General features: G+C 55.7%; 13 protein-coding genes. 6 read left to right on the top strand and 7 right to left on the bottom strand.

Annotated elements, in window-relative coordinates; all coding sequences use genetic code 11:
* Positions 1–191 precede the first annotated feature (191 nt).
* A complete protein-coding gene (locus tag SE16_RS00470; protein ID WP_054493362.1) occupies positions 192–1805 on the bottom strand; it encodes a hypothetical protein in 1614 nt (537 codons plus the stop codon).
* 236 nt (positions 1806–2041) lie between these two features.
* Here SE16_RS00470 and gyrA point away from each other — a divergent pair, with 236 nt between their 5' ends.
* The 6 genes from gyrA (at position 2042) to SE16_RS16250 (ending at position 11514) form a co-directional block, all read left to right on the top strand.
* On the top strand, positions 2042–4702 hold the full coding sequence (gene gyrA, locus SE16_RS00465; RefSeq protein WP_054493361.1) for a DNA gyrase subunit A: 2661 nt from the start codon (positions 2042–2044) through the stop codon (positions 4700–4702).
* A gap of 89 nt (positions 4703–4791) precedes the next feature.
* Positions 4792–5802: an MBL fold metallo-hydrolase gene (locus SE16_RS00460; protein WP_054493360.1), complete on the top strand. Its 1011-nt coding sequence runs from the start codon at positions 4792–4794 to the stop codon at positions 5800–5802.
* Between the two features lie 78 nt (positions 5803–5880).
* Entirely contained in the window at positions 5881–7914 is a 2034-nt protein-coding gene (gene uvrB, locus SE16_RS00455; RefSeq protein ID WP_054493359.1) for an excinuclease ABC subunit UvrB, read from the top strand.
* Positions 7915–7942: 28 nt separating this feature from the next.
* Positions 7943–9673, top strand: a complete 1731-nt coding sequence (locus tag SE16_RS00450; protein WP_160317003.1) for a dynamin family protein — start codon at positions 7943–7945, stop codon at positions 9671–9673.
* Positions 9674–10012: 339 nt separating this feature from the next.
* Positions 10013–10270: a hypothetical protein gene (locus tag SE16_RS16105; protein WP_060687065.1), complete on the top strand. Its 258-nt coding sequence runs from the start codon at positions 10013–10015 to the stop codon at positions 10268–10270.
* A gap of 35 nt (positions 10271–10305) precedes the next feature.
* Positions 10306–11514, top strand: coding sequence for a hypothetical protein (locus tag SE16_RS16250; protein WP_060687062.1), 1209 nt, complete (start codon positions 10306–10308; stop codon positions 11512–11514).
* 124 nt (positions 11515–11638) lie between these two features.
* Here the strand turns inward: SE16_RS16250 and SE16_RS00435 are convergent, their stop codons facing one another.
* The 6 genes from SE16_RS00435 to SE16_RS00405 form a co-directional block, all read right to left on the bottom strand.
* Positions 11639–11926 (bottom strand): hypothetical protein, encoded by a 288-nt coding sequence (locus SE16_RS00435; RefSeq protein ID WP_054491941.1) that lies wholly within the window; start codon positions 11924–11926, stop codon positions 11639–11641.
* A 247-nt stretch (positions 11927–12173) separates the two neighbouring features.
* A complete protein-coding gene (locus SE16_RS00425; RefSeq protein WP_054491943.1) occupies positions 12174–12638 on the bottom strand; it encodes a hypothetical protein in 465 nt (154 codons plus the stop codon).
* A gap of 162 nt (positions 12639–12800) precedes the next feature.
* Complete coding sequence (locus tag SE16_RS00420) at positions 12801–13457, bottom strand: transposase (protein ID WP_054491944.1); 657 nt, start codon at positions 13455–13457, stop codon at positions 12801–12803.
* Positions 13458–13647: 190 nt separating this feature from the next.
* The gene (locus SE16_RS00415) at positions 13648–17028 is read right to left on the bottom strand and encodes a helicase-related protein (RefSeq protein ID WP_054491945.1); all 3381 of its coding nucleotides are present in this window, start codon (positions 17026–17028) and stop codon (positions 13648–13650) included.
* A gap of 97 nt (positions 17029–17125) precedes the next feature.
* A complete protein-coding gene (locus tag SE16_RS00410; RefSeq protein WP_054491946.1) occupies positions 17126–17836 on the bottom strand; it encodes a transposase in 711 nt (236 codons plus the stop codon).
* Positions 17837–17838: 2 nt separating this feature from the next.
* Positions 17839–21237 (bottom strand): Eco57I restriction-modification methylase domain-containing protein, encoded by a 3399-nt coding sequence (locus SE16_RS00405; RefSeq protein WP_060687060.1) that lies wholly within the window; start codon positions 21235–21237, stop codon positions 17839–17841.
* Positions 21238–21306: the final 69 nt, after the last annotated feature.

The following is a 21306-nucleotide window of genomic DNA, read 5'->3' as shown; positions in this document are numbered from 1 at the left end:
GAGGACTTACCGTTGGAAGACCTCGACGAGGAGATTGAACTCGACGAGGAAGAGGACCTCGAAGAATCGCTGGACGAACTCGCCGACGAGGAATTTGAAGCCGACGAAGCCGAGGACGACGAGTTCTAACGCCCGCCCACCAAAAACGCCCCCACGTGTGTGGGGGCGTTTTTTTCTGCACCTTGCGTGCGCTACGCCAGCCGCACCGCCGCCCCAAAATCACGCGCTTCTTCACTCACAAAATAGGTCTGAATGGCGGCGTCAATCAAATCGGGCGAGAAGGTCACGCTTTCCATGTTGTACTTCGCAATGCTGATCATCTGGTTGAGAATATCGCGCGGCTGGCACATGCGCAGGGGGCGGTTGTAGGGGTAAAACCAGCGTTTCAACATGTAATCAAGCCCCGCTTCGTCTAACTCAATGCCCTTAGCGCGACAAACCAGCCGCCAAATTTCACGCCATTGATGCTCATCGGGGTCGCGAATTTCGATTTTGAACTTGATACGCCGCAAAAAGGCTTCATCCGCCAACTGGTGGGGGTCCAGGTTTGTGGAGAAGATGAGCAACAACTCAAAGGGGACTTCCAATTTCTTGCCGGTGACCATCGTCAGGTAATCGTAACGCTTTTCCAGCGGCACAATCCAGCGGTTGAGCAAGTCCATCGGGCGCACTTGCTGCCGCCCAAAGTCGTCAATCATGAAAATGCCCCCGTTGGCTTTCATCTGCAACGGGGCTTCGTAAAACTTGCCGACTTCGTTATACGACAAATCCAGCATTGGCAACGTCAATTCGCCCCCGGTCACCACCACCGGGCGCTTGATACGCACCCAACGCGTATCGTAATCCCACTCGCGCGTCACAGTGTGGTCATCAAGCGCCTCATGCACGACGGTATCGTAAATTTTGATAATTTGCCCCTCGACAATGACCGCATACGGAATGTAGATAGCGTCTCCCATCAAGCGCGTGATGCGTTCGGCAATGCTCGTTTTCCCGTTGCCCGGATAGCCAAAGAGAAAAATAGAAGAGGCCGAGTTGATTGCGGGACCAATTTCGTTGAAAACCGCATCGGTGATAATCAAATCCTTGAAGGCTTCGCGAATGTTGCGCCGCGTGACGACCAGGTAGCGCGGAGACTGCGCCTCAACCGCCTGCACATAGACCTCAAAAGGCACCGGCGCGGGTCCATTGTATTCGGTCTTTTTCAAGGCATCATGCACCGCTTCAGTGCCCCGTTTCATCAATGCATATTCGTAATTCAAATCACTGAACCCGCGTTGCCCCACCACGTCAATCAATTCCGCCTGCCGCATCTCCGTCAAAAGGGGTTCAATCACCTTGTAGGGGAGCGCCAAATCGCGAGCAATCTGCACCCCCGTGGCACGCCCCCGGTTGTAAATCACGCGCAAAATCATCTCATAGCCGAACGAACGCTCCAACCCCGTATCGTCCCACGACTTGACAACCGGCGGCTTGAACGTCGCGGTGGGGGTTTTCAAGGCTTCTTCATCACTAGGCGGCGGGTCGCCCAACATGGTGCGCCCGTTCAAATCCCCCTTGGCTTTGGCCTCCGCCACCAGTTTGTCCAATTGCCGCTTGTGGAGCATCAAATGCGCAAGCGCTTCATTATCAAAGTTGGCTTTGGCTTCCTTGATACACTCAAACAACGCGCGCGCCACAACATACTTCACGCCATCACGATACAAATGGTGCAAATATTCACCGGGTCGCACATAACAATCCGGGGTATGGTCTTTGCGGCGTTTCATCTCCTCATACGACGCCTGGTCTAACAAAAAACGCATGGCTCGCCCCTCCGTCATCATTTCGGCTGACACACTCGCATCCACTCTCTACCCTACACCGCCACCATCACCCAAACAATAGGACGGTTCTCCCACTGCACCCCCTTGTGCGCGCTTGCACCGGCAAAATGAAAAGAACGCATGTTCTATGAAACTGGCACTTCATGCTTGCTTGCGCTATACTTTGGGTACTTGTATCTTTTGACGGACTCCACGCAAAAGGAAGTGAAGAATTTATGACAACTTTGGGAACTATTCGTACGATTGACATCAACGAGGAAATGCGCGGCGCGTATCTCGACTACGCCATGAGCGTGATTGTCAGCCGCGCCCTGCCCGACGTGCGCGACGGGCTGAAACCCGTCCATCGGCGTATCCTCTACGCCATGTACGACATGGGCTTGCGCCCCAACCAACCCTACAAGAAGAGCGCCCGCATCGTCGGGGAAGTGCTGGGGAAGTACCACCCCCACGGCGACAGCGCCGTGTACGACGCCATGGTGCGCCTCGCGCAAGATTTTTCCATGCGCTACCCGCTGGTGGATGGGCAAGGCAACTTCGGCTCGATTGACGGCGACAACGCCGCCGCCATGCGCTACACCGAAGCGCGGCTCGCGCCCATCGCCATGGAAATGCTCGCCGACATTGACAAAGAGACCGTTGACTTCGTGGACAACTTCGACGGCACGTTGCAAGAACCTTCTGTTTTGCCGGCGCGGTTGCCCAACCTGCTCGTCAACGGCGCAAGCGGTATCGCCGTGGGGATGACAACGAACATCCCGCCGCACAATTTGGGCGAAATTTGCGACGCACTCTGTTACCTGATTGACCACTACGACCAACGCGACGACATCACCGCGCAAGACCTCATGCAGTTTGTCCAGGGACCGGATTTCCCAACGGGCGGCATCATCTACCGCTACCGCAACGACCGCAACCACGACAACACCGACACCATCCTGAACGCCTACGCCACGGGGCGCGGGCAAATTGTGGTGCAAGCCCGCACGCATGTGGAAGAAATGAGCCGTGGGCGGCACCGCATTGTGGTGACTGAACTCCCCTACCAGGTGAACCGCGCCAACCTCATTGAGCGCATCGCCCAGCTGGTGCGCGACGGCAAACTCGACAACATCAGCGACCTGCGCGATGAATCCGACCGCAGCGGCATGCGCATCGTCATCGAACTGACGCGCAACGCCGACCCCACCGAGACGCTGGAAGCCCTCTTCAAGCATACGCCCATGCGCCAAACCTTCGGCGTCATCATGCTGGCGCTGGTGGATGGTCAGCCGCGCATGCTCACGCTCAAATCGGCGCTCCTGCACTACATCGAACACCGCATCCAGGTGGTGCGCCGCCGCAGTGCGTACGAACTGGAACGCGCCCGCCATCGCGCCCACGTGCTGGAAGGGTTGCGCATCGCCCTCGACCATCTCGACGCCGTCATCGAGACCATTCGGCGCTCGCGCACCCAAGAGACCGCCCGCGCGAACCTGCAAAAGCGCTTCAAACTGACCGAAGTGCAAGCCGAAGCCATTCTCTCCATGCAGTTGCGCCGTCTCGCCGCGCTGGAACGCCGCAAAATCGAGGATGAATACAAAGCCCTGCTCAATCGTATTGCCGAACTGGAACAATTGCTCGCGACGCCCGCCCTTGTCCTGCAAGTCATCCGCGATGAGTTGGTGGAATTGAAACGCACCTACGCCGACCCACGCCGCACAGTCATCATCACTGAGACCAACTACACGGGCGCCGTCAGCACCGACGCGCTCATCGCCGACGCGCCCGTCGTCGTCACGGTGGGGCAAAAGGAAGACGTCGAGCGGGTGGTGAACCTGGCGGAAGCGCCGCGGCAAGCCACCAATGTACGCTTTGTGCGCACCATGCAAAACCGCCATGAATGTTTCATCATCAGCCGCGACGGGCTGGCATGGCGGCGCAGTGTGCACCTGGTGCCGCAACGCACCAACACCCAAACCACCACCTCGCTGGCGCAATGGCTCACCGGCTACGAACGCCGCCACACCCTTGCCGCCATGGTGGACTTTCCCGCCGACTGGATGAGCGATGAGCACTCGTCGGCGTCGCTGGTGCTGGTCAGCGCTCAAGGGCGCGTCATGCGCATCGCGGCGTCGCATTTCAGCAGCATGATTGACGCCGCCAACGCCTTCACGCTGGACAAAAACGATACCGTGGTCTGGGCGGGGGTTGCCCCCACCGAAGAGGATGAACTGGTGCTCCTCACACGCCAGGGGCAAGCCATTCGCTTCGCCCTCGCGGAAGTCCGCCCGATGGGACCAGGCGCCAGCGGTGTGATGGGCGTCAAACTGCAAGGCAAAGACGACCTGGTTGTTGGGGCGGGGTTGCGCAGTGAAGGCACGCACCTGCTGGTGGTCAGCGCCAAAGGCTACGCCAAGCGTGTCCCGCTGGACGAGTTTCCCATTCAGGGGCGCTACGGCAAAGGGGTCATCGCCGCCAAACCAAGCGCCCGCACCGGTACGGTCATCGGCGGCGGGGTGGTCAGCGCCGATGACAACCTGCTGCTTCACACCAAACGCAAAAGCGTGTTGCTCCCCGCCGCGCGTGTGGAAGAAGCCAGCCGCACCGCCCGCGGGAGCCAGCCCTTCAAACTCGCCGCGCAAGACGAAGTGCAGACGCTCGCCATCTGGAAGACGACGCCGCTCGCCAGCCCCACCTCAGACGAGGCGCCGCCCACGCCCGCCAAGCCGACACGTGCGCGCACGCGTTCAACCGCAACAGGCGGCGCCAAAAGCAAACGCCGCACCAAAACCGCATCCAAACCCAAAGCGGAGAAAGCGCCGAAAAGCAAGCGCAGCACATCCACCACGCGCAAAAAACGCCGCTCAACAACGAGCGTTGACAAGAAACGCTGAGCAACGCAAAGTATCGGCAGACTCCACTACCCGCAGGCGAACACCTGCGGGTCTCTTGTTCGTGCAACAAATGACAACGGAGCAATGCCATGCAACCAACCATCGAACGCTACACGACTAACGCCGGGCGGCGGCTCTACCGTCTCCCGCTGGAAGTCTTCCCCAACTTCATCGGCTATGCGTACCTGCTGGTGGAAGATGAGCGCACCGTGCTCATTGACGCGGGGTCGGTCATGCCCCAATCGGTGGACGCCCTGCGCGAACATGTTGAAACCGTGCGCGAAGAATACGGCGAACCCGTCAGCCTTGAGACGCTCTCGCTGGTGCTCATCACCCACGGGCACATTGACCACTTCAGCGGGCTTTCTGTGCTGCAAGAGGAAATCCGCGCGCCCATCATCGTCCACGACCTCGACATTGGCATCTTGCACGATTACCGCGAGCGGCTTGTCATGGCGTCGAAAGCGCTGGCGGTCTTCTTGCAACGCGCCGGCGTGAGCGAAGAACGCCGCGCCCGCCTGCTGGAGATGTACCTCTCCGTCAAATCGCTGGTCACGCCCATTCGGGGCGTGCGGCGGCTTTCCGAAGCCGGCGACCTGCTGGGGGCAATCACCCCCATTCACGCGCCGGGGCATTGTCCGGGGCAAGTCTGTTTGCGCATTGACGACATCCTCATCAGCGCCGACCACATCCTGCCGCGCACAACGCCCCACCTCGCCCCCGAAAGCATCACGCCATACACCGGGCTGGGGCACTACTTCGCCGCGTTGGAGACCATCCAGCACGCCGCGCGCGACGTGCGGCTGGTGCTGGGCGGGCATGAAGAACCGCTGGACGACCTTGTCGGGCGCATCGAGCAGATTCGCCGCTCGCATGAACGCAAATTGGAGCGCTTCTACAACCTTTGCTCGCATCCGCGCACCATCGCCGAGTTGTCGCTGGAACATTACGGGAAGCGCCAGGGCTACGACATCATCCTCGCACTGACCGAAGCGGGCGCGCATGTGGAATATCTCTACCAGCGCGGGTATCTGACGCTGGCGAATGTGGACGACGTCGAACGTGAGCCCAATCCGGTGTTGCTCTACCGCCGCGCCTAAGAGACGTTTGGAGGAAGGCGGGCACCGTCTTACAATACACTTTTGCGAGCCGTTGACCGAATGTGAAGCGAGGGACGTATGCCCGAATTCAAACTGGTGAGCGAGTTCCAGCCCACCGGCGACCAACCGCAAGCCATCGAAAAACTCGTCGAGGGGCTGCAAAAAGGCTACAAACACCAAACCTTGCTGGGCGCGACCGGCACGGGAAAAACGTACACCATCGCGAACGTTATTGAGCGGGTGCAACGCCCGACGCTGGTCATCGCACACAACAAAACGCTCGCCGCACAACTCTACGCGGAGTTCAAGGAGTTTTTTCCCTACAATGCGGTTGAGTATTTTGTGAGTTATTACGACTACTACCAACCCGAAGCCTACGTCCCGCAACAAGACCTCTTCATCGAAAAAGACGCATCCATCAACGATGAGATTGACCGTTTGCGCCTGGCGGCGACCTCGGCGCTCTTCTCGCGCCGCGATGTGATTATCGTGGCGTCGGTCTCCTGCATCTACGGGCTGGGCTCGCCCGAAGAGTACGGCAAGGTCGTCATCAACTTGCGGGTGGGCGAAGTGCGCCGCCGCGAGAAACTGCTGCGCCATCTGGTGGACATTCACTACGAGCGCAACGATTACGAATTGCGGCGCGGTACGTTCCGCGTGCGCGGCGACACCGTCGAAATCATGCCCGCTTACGCCGAAACCGCCTACCGGATCGAGTTTTGGGGCGACGAAATCGAACGCATCACCGAAGTCAACCCGCTCACGGGGGAAATCATCCAGGCGTACACGGCGCTGGACATCTACCCCGCCAAGCACTTCATCACGCCGCAGGAAAAACTTGTGCAAGCCATCGCCGGCATTGAAGCCGAATTGGAAGAACGCCTGGCGGAACTGCGCGCGCAAGGCAAGTTGCTGGAAGCCCAACGCCTGGAACAGCGCACGCGCTACGACATCGAAATGCTGCGCGAAATCGGCTACTGTTCAGGCGTGGAAAATTACAGCCGCCACCTTTCAGGGCGCGAACCCGGCAGTACCCCCTGGACCCTGCTGGATTACTTCCCTGATGATTTTCTCATCGTCATTGATGAATCGCACATGACAATCCCCCAAATTCGGGGCATGTACAACGGCGACCGCAGCCGCAAAGAGACACTGGTTGAATACGGCTTCCGCTTGCCCAGCGCACTGGACAACCGCCCGCTCACCTTTGAAGAATTTGAACAACACATCCATCAAGCCATCTACGTCTCGGCGACGCCTGGTCCCTACGAATTGGAAAAGAGCGAGCAGATTGTGGAGCAAATTATCCGCCCCACAGGCATCCTCGACCCCGTCATTCATGTGCGCCCCACGCAAGGGCAAATTGACGATCTCGTCGCCGAAATCAACGCCCGACGGGCGCGGGGCGAACGGACGCTCGTGACGACGCTCACCAAACGCATGGCGGAAGACCTCGCCGACTATCTCGCAGAACTCGGCATCAACGTGCACTACCTGCACAGCGAAATCCACACTATCGAGCGTGTGGAAATTTTGCGCGAACTGCGCATGGGTGTCTATGACGTTGTGGTCGGCATCAACCTATTGCGTGAAGGGCTGGACTTGCCCGAAGTCTCGCTCGTTGCCATACTGGACGCCGACAAAGAGGGCTTTCTGCGCTCGGAATCGGCGCTCATTCAGACGATTGGGCGCGCCGCGCGGCACGTCAACGGCACCGTCATCATGTACGCCGACCGCATCACCGACGCCATGCGCCGCGCGATTGATGAAACCAACCGCCGCCGCGCCATTCAGCAAGCCTACAATGAAGCGCACGGCATCGAGCCGCGGAGCATTTCCAAAGCCGTGCGCGACCTGACCGACCGCGTGCGGCAGGTTGCCGAGGAAGAAGCCGAATACAGCGTGAGCCGCTTGCCGCGCGAGGAAATCGAGCGCATGATTGCCACGCTGGAAAAGCAAATGCACGCCGCCGCCAAAGAACTGGAATTTGAAAAAGCCGCCATGTTGCGCGACCAAATCAAGGAACTGCGCGAAACATTGGCGCTTATGGATGACCGCCCCGCCTGGGAGCAAGAACGCGACACGCCAGGCAAAGGCATTCGCTACGATTGAACCCAAACAGACAACCGATGGGCACTGTATGCACACACTGAATGAACGCTACGCGACACTTTTGAAACAGGAGCGCCGCCTGCTCCAACATCTCCTCGCCACGCTTTCCACGTGGGACGTGCCCGAGGAGCACATGCAGCGCTTGCATGAAGCGCTGGAACACCTGGACGACTTCTTTTTGCTGGTCATCGTTGGGGAATTCAACAGCGGCAAATCCGCGCTCATCAACGCCTTGCTGGGGGAACGCTACGTCACCGAAGGCGTCACCCCCACCACGGCGCACATCCACATCCTGCGCTACGGTCTCCAACAAGAGCCGCACCGCACCGAAGAAGGCTATTGGGTTGTCACCTACCCCGCCGGCTTCCTGCGCGAGATTCACATTGTGGATACGCCCGGCACGAACGCCGTTCTGCGCGAACACGAAGCCATCAGCCGCGATTTTGTGCCACGGAGCGACCTGGTGCTCTTCGTCACCAGCGCCGACCGCCCCTTCACCGAATCGGAGCGCGATTTTCTGCAAACCATCCGCGACTGGGGCAAGAAAATTGTGTTCGTCATCAACAAAATTGACTTGCTGGAAGAAGAAGACGCGCGCGCAACGGTTGTTGAGTTTGTGCGCGAAAACGCCAGCCGCCTGCTGGGCACAACGCCCACCATCTTCGCGGTGAGCGCACGCCAGGCGCTCAAAGCCAAACAGTCGGGCGCGCCCGTGCCCCCTGAATGGGCGGCGCTGGAAACGTACCTCTTTGAAACGCTGAGCGCTGAGGAACGTGTCCGCCTGAAACTCGCCAGCCCACTGGGCGTTGCCAAACGCATTCTCGCAGAGACGCTGGAACGCCTGCACGAACGCGAGGCGCTGCTCGCCGAAGACCTGGCGACCATTGAGCAGGTGGAAACCCAACTGCGGCTCTATCGCCAGGACATGGAGCAAGAGTTTGACTACCACCGCCTCAAAATTCAAGCCATTCTGAACGAAATGCAGGCGCGCGGCGAAACCTTTTTCGACGAAACCTTGCGCATTGCGCGCATTTTCAGCCTGTTGAACGCCAGCGCGCTCCGTCAAGCCTTTGAGCGCGATGTGATTGCCGACACGCCGCAGCAAATCGAGCGGCAGGTGCAAGACCTGATTGACTGGATGGTTGACCGTGAGGCGCGCCAATGGCGTGTGATGGCGCGCTTGTTGGGCGAACGCCGCGCCACCGAGCACCTGGAAGGGGCGGCGCAAGAAGCCGCCAGCGGCTTTGAGTACAACCGCGCCCACCTGCTGGACCGCGTGGGGCGCGCCGCGCAAGACGTGCTCGCCCGCTACGACCGCTCCGCTGAGGCGCGCATGTTGGTGGAAAACGTGCAGAGCGCTCTGGCGCAGGTGGCGCTCACCGAGGCGGGCGCGATTGGCTTGGGGACGATTCTCACGGCGCTGCTCACCACCTCCGCAGCAGACCTCACGGGGCTGTTGGCGGCGGGCACGCTGGGCATGTTAGGGCTGGGCATCATTCCATACCGTCGGCGGCAAGCCCAAAAAGCGTTCCGCGAGAAAATTGAGCACCTGAAAGTGCAATTGGTGCGTGTGCTGGAAGAAGCGTTTGCGCACGAAATTGAGCGGAGTGTGAAGCGGCTCAACGAAGCCATCGCCCCATACGCGCGATTTGTCCGCACGGAGCAGGAGCATTTGCAGCAACTCGCCGCCACGCTGCACGAATACGAAGCTGAGCTGCGCCGCCTCGAAGCCGAGATTGGCACGCCAACGATACCATAAGCCCGCGCCCGGAAAACCTCACGCCAACGCAAAAGCCCCCGCTTGGGGGCTTTTGACATTGAGAGCGCCACCAGCATGGGGCTTCGCTCTATGTCAAATGTCATGCAAGCACTCGCCGGCATGTGAGCATGTACACATCTTTCGGCTGACAAATGTGCCTGCCATTTCCTGCAATAATACCCTACACTTGTTATAGCGAGCCAAGACTGTTTCAGGGGAACCGCTACACATTCAACGCCCCTCGCCTCTGATTGTCTGTTTGCACACCGGTCCTCTTGCGTGGCGCACGACGAGCCCACCGAGTGGTAAGCACGTTTGCACGGACGAAAGGAGTTTCTTATGAAAACCGCCCTACGCCTCTTTGCCCTCACGATCGCCCTTTTTTCAATCACCATTCTGGGGTGTGAAATCGTCCTACCCACGGTCACCATCGTCACGCCGACGGCGGTCCCGCCCAAAACAGGTGGGGCAATCACCAAGCAGCTGCCCACACCCGTGCCGCCGACGGCTGTTCCACCCACAGCGCCCCCCCCGACGGCACCGCCAACGCCGCCACCACCCACACAACCCCACCTGAGACGCAACAGGTCGCCCTGACGCTCGTCAATCAATCCAACAGCGTCATTTGCTACGTGTACATTTCGCCCTCGCAGAACAAGGAATGGGGCGCAGACTGGCTTGGCGAATCGGAGACGATTGGCATTGGCGGCGCGCAAACCTTCATGATCGAGCCGGGGCAATACGACCTCGAAGCCGATGACTGCGACGGCAACTTGGTTGCTTTGCAATGGAACACGCCCATTACCGCAGACGCCACCTGGACGGTCACCGGTGTTGCAGGCGCTCTCAACTTCACGCTGGACCCGACGTTTGGGGAAATTCACCTGACGACCGGGTTTTCGCCTGACCCGTACACCATCTCCATCACCGGGGGTGGGGCTGTTGACGTCGCCGCGCAGAACCTGCCCTCTGCTGAGTGCACGGGCTATGCCGCCGAAGCGCCTGACATCCGTCTGTTCTGGGCAGGGTCTTCAGCCCGTCTGCGCATTTTCTTCCAAGCGCTTGAAGACACCGCGCTCATCGTGAACGACCCCAACGGGGTTTGGCATTGCAGTGACGATTTCAACGGCACCATTCACCCGCTGGTTGACATTCTCAACCCACCAGAGGGGCAGTACGACATTTGGGTGGGAACGTTCGGCGAAAATGACGCGGTCGAGGGAACGCTTTACATTACCGAGATGGATACAACGCCGCAACAACCACCCGACGTACCACAAGATATCCATCTCCTCGTTGATGATTTCAGCGACCCGAATTCGGGCTGGGACCGCGTGACATTTGAAGACGGCTCAATGGCGGGGTACGTTGACGGTGCATACGCTGTTGTGGCTCTTACGCAAAACGAAATACGCGGGGGCATGTATCCTTTGGGTGTCCCCAACGTTGACATTTATATTGAAGCGACACAAGTTGGAGCCCCTACGAATAACAACGATGGCTATGGCGTCATGTGCCGCGTTCAGCCGAATGGGGATGGGTATTCGTTCCTCATCAGCGGCGACGGCTACTTCACCATTGCACGCGTGGAGAACCAGGACTATGTGCCTCTGATTGACTGGACCTATTCAGACGCCATCTATCAGGGCAACGCCATGAATTCGATCAACGCCGTATGCAATGAGACGTACCTGGCGCTCTGGGTGAATGGGGAATTGCTGGGCGAAGTCTACGACGATACCTACGCCACCGGCGACATCGCGCTGGTCGCTGGGACATTGGAGCCTGAGCCCGTGGAAGTCCACTTCGATAATCTGGTCGTCTCGCGCCCGTTACCATAAGCAGGGGGAGCGGTAGTGCGCGTAAAGAGGCCATGCCAGCATCTCAACCTACGACCGCGCCGGCATGGCCTCCTTTGTCCCTTTTACAAAGCCTCGGCTCCTACTGAAGAGACGTCTGCATGCGCTATTTGGTTGTCGCTTGGGTCAGTGAACTTTCACATGCTTTGACCACATAAACACTATCGAGCAGTATTTGTCTTTCCCTGATTTTCCGACCTATCAGGCTGAATATCTCTTCCACCTCTTCTGATTTTCCTGACCAATAACGTGGGCCCACTACCACAAGCCTTTTGTCTTCTCCAATAAACGCCATGGCCTGCCAAGCCGTATCGAGCGCTATCCGCTCGACTTCATCCCATCTGAGCCCATACGTTGCCCACGCATTCTTGTATAGGATGAGATCCTCATTCATCGCAATCGTCCCTACAAAGTGTGAAAACATTAAAAGCAACGAAAATCAAAAACAAGAATGCAGCTTTACGATCACCCGCTTGCCACGACATAACGCTAAAAAAGGCAAAAAGGATGATTCCTGCCCAACTAAGGGCTCTGGCCCAGGTTGGTTTTATAACAAGAAAATGGTCGTGATTCGATAATTGCAACATTCCGCCCACTCCATGCGTTGGCATTGTTCAATTCACATGAGAAGAGGTGCCTATCTACCAAAATTTCCACCAGGGCTTCTTGGGAGAGGTACGCGGTGAACGGAGAGGGCGTGGCCCCACCTGTAAACCCATTCCTGCCCCGTAAGCAGCCACACTCTCCTCCCATCCATTCTCAAATCGCTTTATGACCCGTTGAACCGGCCAACATGTGGCCCCTGTGTTGAGGCGCAATGCGACGTTGATTTCTGCTTGCGGATCATTGTCATCTCCATACCACTCTCCACCCAGATGACGACGCAGCACCTCCCCCACATACGCGCCTATGGCGAACAATCGCACACCAATATCCTGTGAGAGCAGTCCACCTGGAATTGGCTCCCCATTGCGGCTATGGTCGTCGAAGAAAAAATCAACATACCACAGGCTGGAAGGAGAGAAATCCGCTGGATAACCGGACTGTTGAAGAGCCTGCGATGCCCATTCAGCGGCCTTGATGACGTCTTCTACAATCTGACTCACCTTATGCCTCCCTCTAAAGTCAACGCTTTTGAACAAGATTCTCTATGCTCACAATAGCCAGTGCACGACTCCCCTACCAGTACCGCGAGCACAGTACGCCGGAGTAGGCGCTATACGACGTAAGGCAGCCCCAACTGTCCGCCGATGTTCGCTGGAAAGGGGTCATAGGCTCGCCTCCGTATCGTCAGGGTGGTCGGTGTGGTCGCTCTCCTGCAACAGCCGCCACACGGCGCCGGCGCGGGGGTCGGCGGCGGTGGCGGTGGGATTGTGGCGGTCCAGGTGCCAGCGCCGCGGATTGTCGGCGATGTACCGCCGAATGGCGTGCAGGGCGCGTTGGGTGCGGATGATGTGTTCGTAATAATTGCGTTGCCAAATGCGCCCGCCGGGCGTGTTGCGTTGGATATTGATACGGCGGGTCACGGCGGATTTGAACGCACGGACGATGGCCCCCAATGATCCCGGGGCCACATTGTTTGGTGTAATCCCACCGGGTGATGGTCCCGTCGGGGCGCAGCGACGCTGCGCCCCGACCAAGTCCGTTTCCACAATCCAAATAATCCCATGCACATGATTGGGCATCACCACAAATTCATCCGCATACAATTCCACGTTGGCGCGTATGTCCGCGGTGCGAAACCATTCGTCGCGCACAATTTCCCCCCACGCATTCAACACCATTTCCCCGTCCACCACCCGGCCGAACAGGTGCGCCCGTTCGTGGGTGCAAATGGTGACGAAATACGCCCCCGGTTGGGTGTAATCGTACCCCTTCAGGCGGATGGACCGGCGATGATGGCGGTTCGGGTCGTATGGCGGCATGATGCCTCCCATCTATCCCCAACACACACGCGATACACGCTTTGAACGGAGACGCGTCCACCTGCCCGCGAATGGGGCAGGTGGCGTTCCACAGCTAGATTTCCAGGGGGGCAATGTCAAGTTTGTTCGTCATGGGTGCTGTTTCTCTTTTTCCCAAGCAGAGAACCTATCAACGTCTACCAAGCCTTAGTTATGTTTTTACATTTTCTATAGCAATAATAATTTCACTCCGAAAACCCTTTGTTTTCTGTTCAATGCGATCCAAATAATTCTCACCAAGAGAACGACGTAAGGTCTCTAATTCATTCTTAAAGCGTCTAATGCCTCTTGCAGAAACCTTGCTATTCATTTCTACCACAGTCAATCGGCGAAGCGTATACTTGGGCAAGGTCTGGAACTCTTTGAGATCCCGCAACAGTGTTTGAATAAATGGTAAGTACTCTTGCAAGTCTTTTGCATGCTTTTCTAATGCGCTTCGAAGGTTGTTCTCAGCCTTGACTAAAAGGGATTGTTCACTATGAGGCATGGGTGTATGCTCTCGATATCGTTTGATGGTCTCATAAGCAAGCCAAAAGCGTGGGCTGAGCGGCAAGCGCGGTGTTTCTGGTTTGCATTGAATATGAGGTAATGCGTCCTCTAATGTCAATGCACTTACACTGTGTTTCTCTGTCGTCGTATCAAGAACGCCATGAATGAAGAGTTGCAAGCCTTTGCGGCGAAAGACAAGCAACTCATTCTGAGAAAAAGGTTTCGATGTCTTGACGCGAGCAGGGAAATCATTTAATTGAGCTACCAATTCAGGGTATTGCTGCTGTATGGCAAAGAAAGCCTGTCTAACTCTAGTCAACAGACTCTCTTCTTCTTCCTCTTCAGGATTGCGATTGATGCGTTTGAAAAGCTCAGCCGGAGAGGGAGTTTCATCAGGGGCAAAGATCTTCGCATCTTCACCTAAGGTATTATGGATAAGAAACATCTTTTGGGCAGCCACCTCACGGCTCTTGACGACATCAGCACCTTGCTCCGTCGGGAAAAAGTTATAAATGTACAATTGTGCAAAAACCTTGCGCCCAATGCGATTAATACGTCCCAGACGCTGAATAACCCGCGTAGGATTCCAAGGAATATCGTAGTTAATAACGGCTCCCGCTCTATTCAAGTTGACGCCTTCAGAAAGTTTGTCGGTGGCTAATAGAATATCATAGTCATCCCGCTGTTTATCACGTGGGTAGCTCGCATCGAAATTTGCCAAGAGATCATCATAGAATTTCTTGCTAAAGTTACCTTCAGCAACTAACACACGCCCAGGAAATGCTCGCTTGAGAACTGGGGCAACATGTTTTACTGTATCCAAATATTCACTGAAGATGATAATTTTCCGTTTCGGCTCACCAGGAGCAGGTGGCGTCTCAATAATATCTCGAAGCGCTTCGATTAAACGCTCAGCTTTGGGGTCCTGTGCAACCAGTTGAAGCTCGTCAATACGAGCAGCAATTTCTTTCAGGAGTTCAAGGTCAGACTGGATATCCTGTAAAAAGCCTTCTGGATCATCGAATGTTTTAATTTCATAGATGCGATCATGACGTGGATCCAAATTCTCTTTTTTCGCTAGACGCTCGATGAAAACCACTAACGCTGCATCAATTTCCTCGGGATCGGCTTCATAAATCTTCTCCAAAAGTTGGCGATCCAAGATATAACGGCCGTTACTGTTTTTGATAAAGGCCAACACCTGTTCGTGCACTCGAATGAAATTCTGAATACTCTGGGCAAAAGCACCAAAGGAACTTTCAAAACGTTTCACGAGCAACCGGCGCATAAACTCATACAGGTTGCGCTGCTGCTGATAGGTGAATTCTTCTTCCAATTCCTCTCCCCGCTTGCGCTGTTCATAGGCATAAGGTTGGTAAATAGCGCCTCGGAATCGTCCACTTTCGCCAAAGTAATCGTTAATCACTTGATCGTAAAAAGCCGATTGTGCCGGCGTTAACTCGTAGAAGAGTTCTATTGGATCAGCCACTTCAGAAAGAGCGGTAACTTCTTCCCGATAGATGGGATCACGCTTCAAATCAAGACGATTACGGCGAATGACTACAGGCTCGATGACAGCACGGATTTCATTCGCCAGAGTGCGGGTGCGACGTTGTACGCGAGCCTTATCAATAGGAGGGCGAGTTTCAAAAAGTTCGACGTAATACTTTTCAGCACGCGCCTGCTTTTCCCCCCCAGCGTCGGCATAACGTAGAATGTAGGAGAGTTTTCGGAACTCGCTGTTATAACGTGCAAAACGTGCAGCCAGCTTTTCATCTAAAGTCAGGGTAGATTTGCCCGGTGGAATAAAAAGTTTAAGCAGGGCAAAAATGTCTGAAGGAGCGTTGTTGAAAGGCGTAGCGGTAAGCAAAATGACCTTGCGGTTCGCGCAAATCTGGCTAAGGCGCTCGTAGGCCTCAGTATCTTCGTTGCGGAAGCGGTGAGCTTCATCCACGATGATGGTCGTCACATCATCTCCGTAATTCGCTAAGTACTCCTGCACCTTATCCAGGACACCAAGAGAATAGACATCCCAATCATGGAGACCAAAATCACTCAAGTACTTGTACCATCCGCTATCACGTGTTTTGGGATCGCCTACCAGTGCCGGTGGGCAAATCACCAATCCACGCCCGTTGACCTCCCGTGCCAACCAGCTGGCAATAACCGATTTTCCCAACCCAACCACATCAGCCAAAATAACACCGCCATATTCCTCTAGTACAGTTAACGCCTGTTGCACGGCGTCTTCCTGGTAGCGGTACACGGTGTAGCCCCGCTCTTGCATCAGTCGTTTGACCTGAGGTCGCAACGTCTTTTGCTCCATGAGGTCGATATAGGTTTTGAGCACCAGTGCGTAGGCTTCGAAAGGGGTGATCTCGGCCACTTGGGTCTGGCGGCGGATGATGCGGATGATCTGCTCTTTGCGTTCGGACAGTTCACTCAAGGGGATGGCGCTCTGCCAGAGTTCGTCGAAATAGGCCTCCGCGTCCTCCCACCCGTAGTCGCCAATCTCCACGTTGAACTCGTGCTGACCCAGCAGGCCGGCCCGGGTCAGGTTGCTGGAGCCGGTGATAAAACGTCCCGGCGCGTTGATGAGTGCTTGCCCCTCTTCCTTGAGCTTGAAAAGATAAAGCTTAGCGTGATTGGGATCGAAGGTCTTGCGAATTTGCAACCGCCCTTTATCCAACAGACGCAGAAAGAAGGTCACCTGCTCGTAGAACTCCTGCGTATCCAGAGATTCATCCTGCAATGCAGTGCGCAGGGACGCATGGAACCGCCCCACCAGTTCCTCCTGGCTCATGGCAGAGGCATTGGGGTCGGCCACTTCCAATACCTGCCCCAAATGCAGATTGGTGTCCAGCCCAACCAGGATTTTGATGGTAAGGTCATCCCGGTCTTTGAGCGCCTTATAGAGTTCACGCCAACCGGAGAAATAAAAAAAACCAACCAGAAACTTGAGTTCTTGGCTGTGCTGAATCAACTTCTCGATCCGAGACCGCAGTGTTTGCTCTTTGGCGTTGGTGATGAAGTTTCGAGCCATATGACACGTTCCTCTTTCTTTTTGTTTTTACACATGAATTTTTTCCACACCATCATCCGTCCGCCGCGAATACCCCCGATTTGGCAACCGCCCATTGTCATTGACACCGATCTGACATTGGATTGTCCCGATCCAGATGCCAGCGTAATGGGTTTTCAGCAATGTATTGACGAATACGATTCAGGGATTCATCATTGCGGATGATGTGTTCGTAATAATTCCGTTGCCACAGGCGTTTGTTAAACGGCGCCCAACCATCGTTTTTCACATGGCGGATATATTCGTTCGTGGTCATCGTTTTGAACCATTGGACAATTTCCGATAGGGGCGCACGTTGCGGCGCACGTAGGGGCGCACCTGTGTGTGCGCCCCCATTTGTGTGTGCGCCACCACCCCCATCAGGGCGGACACGCAGGTCCGCCCCTACGGGTTGGTCCGCCCCTACGGATTGGTCCGCCCCGGCGGATTGGTCCGCCCCGGCGGATTGGTCCGCCCCGGCGGGTTGGTCCGTCCCGGCGGATTGATCCATTTCATCCGTGGATTGAATGACAATGATACCGTGAATGTGGTTGGGCATGACCACAAACGCATCCGTGCGGACATGGGGGAATTTCCGATTCAATTCGTCCCACCACCGTTGCACCATGCATCCCGCGTCGTTCATCTGCATGACGTCGTCCACCACCTGGCCGAACAGGCAGGCCCGGTTTTGGGTGACGATGGTGACAAAATAGGCGCCCGGCCCGGCATAATCGTACCCCTTCAGGCGGATACTGCGCCGGTTGTGTTTTTCCGGGTTGTATGGCATGGCTACACGCTCCGCGCCTTGCTGATGCGCTCCCAGACCAACTGGCAGACGGCGCGATAGACTTCTTTGCGCTCCTCTTCGGTCAACCCCAGGGCGTCGAAGACAATGTCATCAAGCGCCTTGCGGTCGGGCAGCGGGTTGGGCTCTTGCTTGGCGATGGGGATGTCAGATTTGGGGTCGATGCCGCATTCGGTGAAGACATCATATATTTCTCTATTCAAAAACTTATCAAAAATTTGATTTTCAAATGACCGATTAAGTGTTTTTGGTAAAATGAACAGCTCGACATCATTTTTATTAAATTTAATAGCACCTCCACCTAGGTTATGAAGCCCGAAAAGTTCTCTTTGAAGTATAGCCAAAGTCGAATTCAAAAGTAAAGCCAAGGTTTTGGGCTCTATTCTTTCGGCTAAAATCCTATAAAATTCCTTTCCTATCACAAAACGATTCTTGTTCCATAAAATTAAATGAACATTGTCAAAAGTTCTCGCAAATAGCAAATCGCCTTTAACTCTAGTTTCCCCTTTAGTTGAAACTCCCTGCCAAGTGACATCTTCAGGAGCAATTGTAATTTTGCGGATATCCCTGATCGACTTGATAAATGGCGCTGAAGGATATCGATCAGAAACATTATTATCGTGAACATATCCCAATACACGTGCGACATCTTTTACGCGAAAATAATTTCTCGACTTTAGTATTTTTAAAAATACATTCGGCGCACGCAGGTATTTGCCACCCCACTTGTCGCCCATGTACCTGCCGTCGTCGCTGCCTTCGGCCAGCAGGTCGGCAACGGTGATGGGGAAAACACGGAAGGCGTCGGTTTTGAGAATGTCGGTTGCGTTCTCAATCGCCAGCAGGTTCTCGCTGAGCACCGCATCCTCGAAGGGCTGTTTGAAGGCCACGAAGCGCACCACATGCTCTCCCGGCACTGCACCTCGCTCGAGCGGTGCGCCGGCCACGGTGATGACCGTGTTCACATCGGCCCGGGCAAAGGAGCGCTTGGCGTGGTTATCGATGACAAAGCACATCGGCGTTTTCCGCAGGAAGAACTCCTGCAACCAGGCGCCGTAGCTCGCGTCCAGCCAGGAATTGGAGCAGATAAAGACGTGCACACCCTGGGGGTTCAGAAGGCGCAGGGAGCGAATGTAGAAGTAGGTATAGAGGTCGGAACGGCCGCTCGGTTTGCGCTCTTTCTTGAACTTGTCGGTCTGGGCACGGGATTTGGCAAAGTAATCCGGGAAGTCCAACCGCATCATTTCGTCTAGGGCGTTCTTATATTCTTTGGGCGGCATCAGACCATTTGGATCCCTAATTTTTTTCTTCTCATCCTTGCTATGAGCAGCCAAGTAGGGCGGGTTGCCGATGATAATATCGAAGCCGCCCCGGTCGAAGAAGATCTCGGCGAACTCGATACTCCAGATGAAGGGGCGCTCGTCCTTCAGGCTGCGCTTCTGGGCTTCCAGCTCGGCGATTTCAGCCTCCAAAGCAGCGATCTCTGCTTTTCGCTTTTTTCGTTCCTCAGCCTGCCGGGCAGCCTCATCGGCGGCCACATCCTCCAAAAATGAGAGATTTTTTGCAGGCGGCTGCTGTAACCGGTTGATTTCCTTCCGGCGCTCTTCAATCTGCTCATCCAGAATAGCGCGGAAGACCGCCAATTCCGCCTGCTCAATCAAGTGCGCATCGTGGTTCTGGTTGTAGAAGAATTCACGTTTCTTTTTCTTGAGATCGGTGATCTGGCGCTTGATGGCCGGCGACAGGTTCGCGTGGCCCTGCACCGGAAATGTCTTGTCGCCGAGGCGCTGCACCAACGAGTCGCCGGTCCGCACCTTGAAGGTCAGGTTGGGCAGCAGCGGGGTGGGCAACGTCTTGTAATCGTCCGGCATATCCACGAACAAAGTCAGCCAGAGGCGCAGGTGGTTGATCCAGACCGCCCAACGTTTGACCTCCACGCCGTAGAGCGAACGCTCGATGATGGCTTTCTTGCGTTCAAAAGGCGTGGGGGCTTTCGCTTTCAAATCTGCCGGTGTGTTGTTGCGACTGTACAGGTTCTCCAGCGTCTGATCCAGCACCTGCAACATGCCCACTTCGAATGCACCCGAACCGGCAGCCGGATCGCAGACGGTCACGCTTTCCAGCTTCTCGATCAAGGTGCGGATCTCAGCCGGGGAGAAATCTCCCTGCTTCTGATATTCATCAAATTCCTCGCCCGTGCCGGCCTCGCGGAAAAAGAGATGGTACAGGTCCTCTTTTTCAATCCCTGTGGTCTTTTCCAACCATTTCACCAGCGCCAGGCGACACATCAGATCGACTTCCACACGCGGGGTGTAAACCGCGCCCTGGTCCTTATTCGTCAAACGCTCAAAGATGATGCCCAAGAATTCAGGGTTGAGTTCCAGTTCCTCGTCGTAGAGCTCATTCTCCTCCACGGTGAAGTTGTACTGGAAGAGAAAGTCGAAGAAATCGCGGATGAGCTCGTCGGGAATCCACAGACCCTGGTCGTCGATGCCCTTCTTGCGTTTAAAAAGTTCACCGTTGAGGTAAGGCGCCATCTGCAGGGTATTTTGGGTTTCTTCCGAAAACGGTGCACGACCATACGCCACCTTGTACCCTGGCGGGTTGTTGAGGGCCTCAAAGAACAACGGTTCCAACCACTCCTTGTAGAACGTATCCCGTGGACGCCCGCTGCTCTGGTATTCCTGCCAGAAATCCTGTAGGAAGCGCTGCTTGTCCCCCAGCCAGCCTTTCTTCTGCACAAACCCCAGAAAAATCGTGCGGATAACGAAGAGGAGCGCGAAATCTTGCTTCAATTGCTCGTCGCTCGTTCCCTGAACATCAGCAGCAATCGCATCATACTTGGGTTTGAACTCCTGATAGAAAGCATCGGAGACCGCTTCCAGGGCAAACGCATCCAGAATACCTTCCAGGCTAGAGAAATTCGCACGTCCAATCTGGTTGACAAAGGTCTTGTTGGGCAGATCTGGATCAACAAAAAAGGTGTAGCGCCGGAACGTGCTAAATTGGCGGTGCGTGCCGGAATAGGTCACCGTGATGAGGGAGAGACGAAATCGACCACGGTCGTCGTAAAAGGCGAAGATGCCGGCGTTGTGGTTGCCTGCCTTGAGGATACGTTTTCCCAATTCATACTGCTTTTTCTTACTTGAACGCGCTGTCAGTTCGCCACTAACGCGAATCGCACCGATGAGCACCGTTTGCTGCCCTGGGAGTTCGATAACACCCAGCTGCTGAACATCATCAAACGGCCATCCTTGTTTGATCAGGCTGTTAAACGTTTCATGTCTTGGACGAAACGTTGGCGCAATTTGACGGAATAAAGCCGTCAGACTCTCTGGTGAAAAATCGCGAATGAGTGATTGGATACGGTCTCGGTTGTCCATACGCCCCCTTTACAATGGTTCTGTAGTCTGCAAAAAATAAGAGTGGTTCATCAACTGGTTGAAGCAATC

The sequence above is a fragment of the Ardenticatena maritima genome (assembly GCF_001306175.1).
Classification (GTDB): Bacteria; Chloroflexota; Anaerolineae; order Ardenticatenales; family Ardenticatenaceae; genus Ardenticatena; species Ardenticatena maritima.
The sequence above is the reverse complement of the archived record's forward strand: the minus strand, read 5'-3'. Positions and strand labels throughout refer to the sequence as shown.